Origin of the sequence: Microbacterium sp. K24, assembly GCF_004794465.1 — a bacterium.
In the GTDB taxonomy this organism is placed as follows: domain Bacteria; phylum Actinomycetota; class Actinomycetes; order Actinomycetales; family Microbacteriaceae; genus Microbacterium.
Map to the genome: position 1 here is coordinate 1 of NZ_SSDJ01000069.1, position 7922 is coordinate 7922.

General features: G+C 64.5%; 9 protein-coding genes. 2 read left to right on the top strand and 7 right to left on the bottom strand.

From position 1 onward, the window contains the following. Positions 1-593: 593 nt before the first annotated feature. The 7 genes from DW306_RS05505 to rpmH form a co-directional block, all read right to left on the bottom strand. Positions 594-938: a VOC family protein gene (locus tag DW306_RS05505; protein WP_136054617.1), complete on the bottom strand. Its 345-nt coding sequence runs from the start codon at positions 936-938 to the stop codon at positions 594-596. Between the two features lie 302 nt (positions 939-1240). Beyond that, on the bottom strand, positions 1241-1876 hold the full coding sequence (gene rsmG, locus DW306_RS05510; protein ID WP_240747082.1) for a 16S rRNA (guanine(527)-N(7))-methyltransferase RsmG: 636 nt from the start codon (positions 1874-1876) through the stop codon (positions 1241-1243). Positions 1877-1922: 46 nt separating this feature from the next. Continuing rightward, on the bottom strand, positions 1923-2414 hold the full coding sequence (locus DW306_RS05515) for a R3H domain-containing nucleic acid-binding protein (RefSeq protein ID WP_136054619.1): 492 nt from the start codon (positions 2412-2414) through the stop codon (positions 1923-1925). After that, positions 2411-3481, bottom strand: a complete 1071-nt coding sequence (gene yidC, locus DW306_RS05520; RefSeq protein ID WP_136054620.1) for a membrane protein insertase YidC — start codon at positions 3479-3481, stop codon at positions 2411-2413. The genes DW306_RS05515 and yidC overlap by 4 nt, the downstream gene beginning before the upstream one ends. Positions 3482-3484: 3 nt before the next feature. Then, positions 3485-3835, bottom strand: coding sequence for a membrane protein insertion efficiency factor YidD (gene yidD / locus DW306_RS05525; protein ID WP_136054621.1), 351 nt, complete (start codon positions 3833-3835; stop codon positions 3485-3487). Continuing rightward, positions 3832-4188, bottom strand: coding sequence for a ribonuclease P protein component (gene rnpA / locus DW306_RS05530; protein WP_136054622.1), 357 nt, complete (start codon positions 4186-4188; stop codon positions 3832-3834). Before rnpA ends, yidD begins: the two co-directional genes overlap by 4 nt. 6 nt (positions 4189-4194) lie before the next feature. Continuing rightward, positions 4195-4332, bottom strand: coding sequence for a 50S ribosomal protein L34 (gene rpmH, locus DW306_RS05535; RefSeq protein WP_045278552.1), 138 nt, complete (start codon positions 4330-4332; stop codon positions 4195-4197). Positions 4333-4649: 317 nt separating this feature from the next. Between rpmH and dnaA the strand changes: the two genes are divergently transcribed. Further along, positions 4650-6041 (top strand): chromosomal replication initiator protein DnaA, encoded by a 1392-nt coding sequence (gene dnaA / locus DW306_RS05540; protein WP_136054623.1) that lies wholly within the window; start codon positions 4650-4652, stop codon positions 6039-6041. Between the two features lie 491 nt (positions 6042-6532). Continuing rightward, positions 6533-7675, top strand: a complete 1143-nt coding sequence (gene dnaN / locus DW306_RS05545) for a DNA polymerase III subunit beta (protein WP_136054624.1) — start codon at positions 6533-6535, stop codon at positions 7673-7675. Positions 7676-7922 lie beyond the last annotated feature (247 nt).

Below are 7922 nucleotides of genomic sequence, written 5' to 3' on the forward strand. Positions count from 1 at the left end.
AAGAAGACGTCCCGTCGAGACGACGAGGCCCCCCTCATCCCGATCCTCGCGCGCAAGGTGCGCGAGAGCATATCGACATATGAGCGATCTGATGTTTCACGTGGAACGTCACCTGGCATTTGCTTCGGGATAGCGGTGGAACGAAATGACGGCCGCAGGGCGCGGGATGATCCACCCGCCGAGTTTGACGCCCGCCGATGGGTCTGCCCTCGTGGCGAGAATGTCACGTTGAGGGAGGCTGAAGAGACGCGTAACGGACCGGCCCCGAGTCAGGTTCACAACGGAACACTCAGTTGGTTGAGTGAGACCTCCGCACTGTTCTTGCGAGAGCAGAGCCCTCGGTGCTCGATCCGGCGATCGCTACACCACCTCTCGGGTCGACCCGACGCCGTGACGGGCACGCGTCGTTGCGGAATCCTGAGCTGGGTGATGAAGGGACGACCCGTCAGGAGACGGCAACGGCGGGACCACGCGCATGTTTCACGTGAAACACACCTCCACCCTCGCTGCGGAACATCAGCGGATCATGCTCTCTCCTCAGGCGCTTCCGACATGCCGCACGGAGCGGGCCTCCCCCGTTTCACACCGTCTAGTCAGGTGTGCGCACCCATGTTGATCACACTGCCGCCGGCATCCCTGTAGAAGAAGCGTGTGACGCCCCAGGGCTCCACAGTGAGCGGGTGCACGATCTCCGCGCCAGCAGCGACGGCGCGACGCAAGGCCTCGTGCACGTCATCGACGAAGATCGAGACCTGGGGATTCACCGCGGCAGAAGCATCACGATCCATGATGCTCAGCTGCCGCCCCTGATCATCGGCGAGGGTGACGATCCATCCGTGGTCCATGACCACCGACCACCCCAGCACGTCCCGATGCATTTGCACCGAACTCCGAACATCCTCCACTGTCAGATTGGGAACGACTCTCTCCACCCGCATGACCCCATTACACCCCACGCATGAGGCCGCATTTCACGCAAAGGACTGCGACCCCGACCAGGCGACGAACTCCTGCTCGCAGGGACTTCCGGTTCTCCTCGCCTCGCGCGCACAGCGTCGCTCCCACGGCCGCGGGGTGGGATTGTTCCCTGAGTGAGCATCGGGAGGGGCCCCGCTTGCGGGGAGGGCGCCCGCTCTGCGAATGAAGGGAAGCAATCCCTCCCGGCCCGCGAGAAACCTCACGATCCTGAGGAGCCACAACCATTTTCCACGTGAAACATGATGAGAGCCCCCGGGGCGACCTACCGCACGACCGCCCGTACGACTCGTGTCGTCTCCGGCAGCACTCCCTCACCCAGGACCTCGACGCGCACGTCGGACAGCCGGAACTTCCTGATCTGCTTCTGCGCAGCATCGATCTCGTTGGCGGCGTTCATCCCCTTGAGCAGGGAAAGCTCACCACCATCGCGCACCAGCGGTGCTGTCAGGGGAATGAGCGTGCGCAGCGCGCTGACGGCGCGAGCGGTCACGACATCGAAGCCCTCGCTCGGGCGAACGTCCTCGGCCCGAGCTCGGACGACATCGACATTCGTGAGCGCGAGTGCCGCGACCTGCTCGTTGAGCCAGGTGACACGTCGCTCCATCGGCTCGATGAGCGTCCACTGCACGTCGGGACGGGCGATGGCCAGCACCAGGCCAGGGAGTCCTGCACCCGAGCCGATGTCCGCGACCGATCCATGGAAGAGAGGTGCGGCGATGACGCTGTTCAGGATGTGACGCGTCCAGAGGCGCGGAAGTTCGAGAGGTCCGATGAGGCCCCGCTCCTCCCCCTCACGCGCGAGTGCGTCAGTGAACGAACGAGCGAGGTCGATCCGGTCGCCGAACAACTCCGCAGCGATCTCGGGTTCGACCTCGAGTTCGCCTTCGCCGCCATCCATGGTCACGCAGCCACGCTCCGAAGCAGGTGATGTTTCACGTGAAACATCAACGGCGACGAAGCACCGTGTGCCGGTCCGCACCCTCGCCATATGACTCGGAGACCAGACCGCGGTCAGCCGCGATGTCGTGCACCAGCTTGCGCTCGTAGCTCGACATCGAAGGCAGCGACGCCTGTGACGAACCCTCGTCGAGCTTCGCGGCCGCGGCATCCACCAGCGTCTCGAGCTGACGACGGCGTGTGTCGCGCGATCCGCCGATATCGAGGATCAGACGCGAGAACGAACCCGTGCGGTTCTGCACGGCGAGACGCGTCAGCTCCTGAAGAGCCTGCACGGTGTCGGGAGCGGAGAGCAGCGCAAGGCCGTCTCCCTCCGCTTCCACCGACACGTACGCGCGTCCCTGACGCACATCGAGGTTCAGGTCGCCATCGATATCGGCGATGTCGAGCAGCTCCTCGAGGTAGTCCGCGGCGATGTCGCCTTCGTTCTCCAGCTGCGCCACCGTCGGTTCGGTGGTCTCGGTCACGACCTCGCTCATGAACCGCTCCCCTTCTTCTTCGCACGCTTCTTGCCGACGGGCTGCTGACGCTTCGGTGTCTGAGCCTTGGCCTTCTCGGCCTCTTCGAGCAGTCGCTGCTGCTCCGCCTCGTATGCGGCCATCGGAACGACCTTGCCGGACGAGTCGATCGCCTTGCCGCGCTTCGCCAGTCGCTCTTCACGCGCCTTGGCAGCCTCGGATCCGGGGGTGGGCATCTCGCGGATGACGAGGAACTGCTGTCCCATGGTCCAGAGGTTCGAGATGAACCAGTACACGACGACGCCGAGAGGGAAGAAGACGCCCGAGAAGATGAAGCCGAGCGGCAGCACGTAGAGCATGATCTTCTGCATCTGGTACGCCTGGCCGGTCTTGGCCTCGGGCGACAGGTTCTTCGAGATGATCTGCAGCTGAGTGAAGAACTGCGAGCCGATCATCAGCACCACGAGCGTGACCAGGATGATGATCGCCGTCGTGTTGCCGGCATCCACTGCATTGCCGAGCGTCTCGTGCAGGGATGCGACGTTGAAGAGCTTCGCGTCGTAGAACTCCTTGGTGAGCTCGGCGCTCATGAAGCCGACGCCGCCGATACCGGCCTCCGCGTGCTTCTTCACATCGCTGAGCACACTGAACAGAGAGAAGAAGATCGGCATCTGCACCAGCAGCGGAAGACAGCTCGACATCGGCGTCGTGCCGTGCTTCTTATAGAGACCCATGGTCTCCCGGCTCATCGCCTCGCGGGAGAGCTGATCCTTCTTGCCCTTGTACTTCTCCTGAACTTTCCGCAGCTCAGGAGCGATTTCCATCATCTTTCGCTGGCTCTTGATCTGCTTCACGAACAGCGGGATCAGAGCAGCACGAACAACGATGACGAGACCGATGATCGACAGCACCCAGGTGAGGCCGGATGCCGCGGGCAGACCCACGGCCGTGAACAGCCAGTGCCAGGCGACGAGGATCATCTCGACGACCCACTTGAGCGGCCAGAGGATGGTGCCGATCAGGTCGAAGCCACCCCCGGAAGCCGCGGGGCTGGGTGTGGTGCTGGCGAGCAGAAGGTCTAGACCCACCGTTCAGTCCTTTCGGGAAGGGACGACGAAACCGTGAGCAGTCAGGTCGTAGCGGAAGTGTTCATGCGGACGGACGTCATCGACGCCACCGCGAGTCCAGGGATTGCAGCGGAGGATGCGCCACACGGAGGACAGCGTCCCCCGCACGGCACCGTGCTGCTGCACCGCACCTACAGCGTAAGCGGAACAGCTGGGGTAATACGCACAGACATCTCCATACAGAGGCGAGATGGTCTTGCGGTACGCCGTCAGGAATCCGAGAACCAGATTCCGCGGGATCAGCGGGATGCTGCGCAGCAGATCGCGCGACTCCATCCGAGCCGATCCGACCGACGACGCGGGCAGGGCTGTCATGACGCACTCGCCGTCTGCGCCGGCGCGAGCCGACCGAGACAGCGGTTCACATCCGCCCGGAGTTCGGCGAACGATGCCGTCGCAGATGCAGGAAGGGCACGGATGACGACATCCGTGCCCTCGGGAACGCGCGGCAGCGCCTCCGCGCACACGGCTTTCAGACGCCGGCGCACGGTGTTGCGCACCACAGCGGTGCCCACCTGCTTGCTGACGATGAACCCGAACCGCGCGGCTCTGCTCTCGCCCGTCGGCATCATCGAGGTGATGACGCGCGACCCGCCACAACGCGATCCGCGGCGAACGACCAGTCGATAGTCGCTCCCGCGGGTCAGCCGATACGGGCGGGCGAGCACAGCGGACTACGCGGAGAGCTCGGTGCGGCCCTTCGCGCGGCGGGCAGCGAGGATGCCGCGGCCGGCGCGGGTGCGCATGCGGGCACGGAAGCCGTGCTTCTTGGCGCGACGACGGTTGTTGGGCTGGAAAGTACGCTTCGTCATGGAATCACTCCGGGAATACTGCCACCGGGTTCACTGCGACCGGAGACATGGGGAACTGCCAAAAAAATGGCATAAGTCAACCAAGTAAGGGTACGTCCTGCCAGCGCGCAGAGCAAATCTGCGCGCTTCAGATCCGGTACCCGGCACGAACCGCACAGCCATTATCCACAACCGGGGCGCGCCCGGGGTTCATGACACGCGCGCGGATTTCCCGGGGCAGGTTGCCGTTCCCAGCCGCGGTGACTACCGTGGCAACCGAAGTTATCCACAGGGGCACGGCACGTCGGAGCCCTCACCGAATCCCCGTCCGGAGCGTCATGTCCTCACCAGCCCAGCCCGACGTTCCTATCTGGACCACGGTGCAGGAGCTCCTGGTGGATGACGACAGGGTCACGCCGCAGCTGCAGGGCTTCCTCAGTCTCGCCGTTCCGGCGGGTGTGATGGCGGCGACGCTGTACCTCGAGGTGCCGAACGATCTCACGGCCGCGCAGATCAACAAACGTCTGCGCCTGCCTATCATGGAAGCCCTCTCGCACATCGGCGAGGAGGTCACCTCCTACCGCGTCGTCGTGAACCACGAGCTCGCCGAGCAGCCGACCGCACCGATCGCGGTGGGCGACTTCGGGCGACAGGAGCAGATCCGCGTCGAATCCCCGATGGAGCAGCCCACGCAGCTGCGCCACGAATCACGGCTGAACCCGAAGTACACCTTCGACAACTTCGTGATCGGCCAGTCCAACCGCTTCGCCCACGCCGCAGCCGTCGCGGTCGCCGAGGCTCCGGCCAAGGCCTACAACCCGCTCTTCATCTACGGCGACTCCGGACTCGGCAAGACACATCTTCTCCACGCGATCGGCGACTACGCGCAATCGCTCTACGCCGGCGTCAAGGTGCGCTACGTCTCGAGCGAGGAGTTCACCAACGACTTCATCAACTCCATCGCCAACAACCGGGGCGCCGCATTCCAGGCGCGCTACCGCGATGTGGACATCCTCCTCATCGACGACATCCAGTTCCTGCAGGGTCGAGCCGAGACGCAGGAAGCCTTCTTCCACACCTTCAACACGCTGCACGACCACAACAAGCAGGTCGTGATCACCAGCGACGTCGCCCCGAAGCACCTCACTGGCTTCGAGGATCGGATGCGCAGCCGTTTCGAGTGGGGCCTCATCACCGACGTGCAGGCGCCCGACCTGGAGACCCGCATCGCGATCCTCCGCAAGAAGGCGCAGAGCGAGGCACTCCACATCCCGGACGAGGTGCTCGAGTACATCGCGACCGTGGTGTCGTCGAACATCCGAGAACTCGAGGGAGCCCTCATCCGCGTCTCGGCGTTCGCGAGCCTGAACCGGTCGTCGCTCGACATCTCCCTCGCGCAGACCGTGCTCCGCGACATCATCGACACGGCCGAGGACAACATCATCTCGCCGACCGACATCATCACGGCGACCGCGCAGTACTTCAAGCTGACGGTCGACGATCTCTACGGCTCGAGCCGTTCGCAGCAGATCGCCACCGCACGGCAGATCGCGATGTACCTGTGCCGGGAGCGCACCAGCCTGTCGCTGCCGAAGATCGGGCAGCTGTTCGGCAACCGCGACCACACCACCGTCATGTACGCCTACAAGAAGATCAGCGAGCTCATGAAGGAGCGCCGGTCGATCTACAACCAGGTGACGGAGATCACCACGCAGCTCGGCCGACGCTGAGCGCGTCAGCGGGCACAGGGGACGCGGCATCCGATCCGGGTGCCGCGTCCCCTTTTCTGCGTCCTTGACACGCCCAGGCATCATCCGATAAATGCTTCTATGCACATGTGGATAACTTGTGGATGGTTGTCGGATCGACCGGGACGAATGTGGGCTGAGCGGTCAAACCTGTGGATAACTATCGACACCGCGGAGGGGGGTCGGATGCCGTACACCCGCGGATTCCTCAGGGATTCCACAAGTGACAGCTGTGTAGTTCCCTACTCGCGTCTGCTTTCCACCGACTTATCCACAGAATCCACAGCGGTTAACACTGTTAAGGAGTTAACACTTCTAGGGGGCGATCCGATCACCAGACGGTGGGGACAAGCGGGGTCGAACGACAAAACCTCCGGTCGTAGGGATACGCCGGACTGTGGGGCTAGCATGGGAAGCCCTGCACTGGCAGGACTGACGACGACATGTCACAGATCGATGACGAGGGAGAACCCGTGAGGTTTCAGGTCAACCGCGATGTCTTCAGCGAGGCTGTGTCCTTCGTCGTCAAGCTGCTCCCGCAGAGGAACCCGCAGCCGATCCTGGCCGGAGTGCTGATCGAGGCAGACGGTTCCGGTCTGACCCTCTCGGCTTTCGACTACGAGGCGTCCGCTCGCACCACCATCGAGGCGACCGTCGAGACGCCGGGCACGATCCTGGTCCACGGCCGTCTGCTCTCCGACATCGCCAGCCGGCTTCCCAACGCTCCGATCGAGATCGCCGTCGAGGAAGACGGCGGGATCACCGTCACCTGCGGGTCCGCGCGCTTCACGCTCGCCGCCATGCCGGTCGAGGAATATCCGTCGATCCCCGAGGTCTCCGGATCCTCGGGCGTCGTCCCGGCCGACGACTTCGGCACCGCGATCGCGCAGGTCGGCTTCGCGGCGTCCCGCGATGACGTCACTCCGGTGCTCACCGGTGTGCAGCTCGCGGTGGCGGGGCAGAACCTCAGCCTCGTCGCGACCGACCGTTATCGGGTGTCGATCCGCGACGTGCCGTGGGATGGTGCGGAGGTCGAGGCCACCGCGCTCGTCCCCGCGCGCACCCTGGTCGAGGTCGGCAAGACCTTCGGTCACGCCGGCACCATCCAGATCGCGTTCTCCGGGGCGGGCGAGCGCGAGATCATCGCCTTCACGGCCGGTAACAAGACCGTGACGTCGCTGCTCATCAAGGGCAACTTCCCGCCGGTCCGCCGACTCTTCCCCGAGCAGACCGACCACTACGCGGTCGTCAACACCGCCGACCTCGTCGAGGCTGTGCGCCGTGTGTCGCTCGTGCTCGATCGAGCCGCGCCGCTGCGGTTCACGTTCTCGAGCGACAGCGTCACGATGGACGCGTCGGGCAGCGAGCACGCTCGCGCTTCCGAGTCGGTCGACGCGATCCTCCACGGCGGTGACGAGGTCACTCTCGGTCTGAACCCGCAGTACCTGATCGAGGCGCTCGGCGCGGTGAAGAGCGAGTTCGTGCGGGTCACCTTCACGTCGAGCGACAACGCGAACAAGCTCAGCCCGGTGCTGATCACGAGCCAGACCTCGGTGGATCAGGCCGGTCTCGACTCGTTCAAGTACCTGCTGCAGCCCAACCTCCTCCTCCGCTGACCTTCGCCGCCCTGACGAGATCAGGCCCCGTCGCCGTGACGTTTCGTCTCGCTCCGCTCGCTCAACGACCGGCCCCGACGCCATCTCACGCAGTCGACGAGCGAAGCGAGCCGCTGCCGCCCCTACCCCAACGTTCCTCGGCTTACGCGCAACCGTGTCAATGCGTACAACGTGAGGAGGTCGGGATGCTCCCGGAGTGAGCATCGGGAGGGGCCCGCGCAGCGGGAGGGAACCCGCTCTGCGAACG

Coding starts and splice junctions, on each gene's coding strand:
- DW306_RS05505 (WP_136054617.1), bottom strand. CDS start 938: ATGCGGGTGGAGAGAGTCGTTCCCAATCTGACAGTGGAGGATGTTCGG.
- rsmG (WP_240747082.1), bottom strand. CDS start 1,876: ATGGATGGCGGCGAAGGCGAACTCGAGGTCGAACCCGAGATCGCTGCG.
- DW306_RS05515 (WP_136054619.1), bottom strand. CDS start 2,414: ATGAGCGAGGTCGTGACCGAGACCACCGAACCGACGGTGGCGCAGCTG.
- yidD (WP_136054621.1), bottom strand. CDS start 3,835: ATGACAGCCCTGCCCGCGTCGTCGGTCGGATCGGCTCGGATGGAGTCG.
- rpmH (WP_045278552.1), bottom strand. CDS start 4,332: ATGACGAAGCGTACTTTCCAGCCCAACAACCGTCGTCGCGCCAAGAAG.
- dnaA (WP_136054623.1), top strand. CDS start 4,650: ATGTCCTCACCAGCCCAGCCCGACGTTCCTATCTGGACCACGGTGCAG.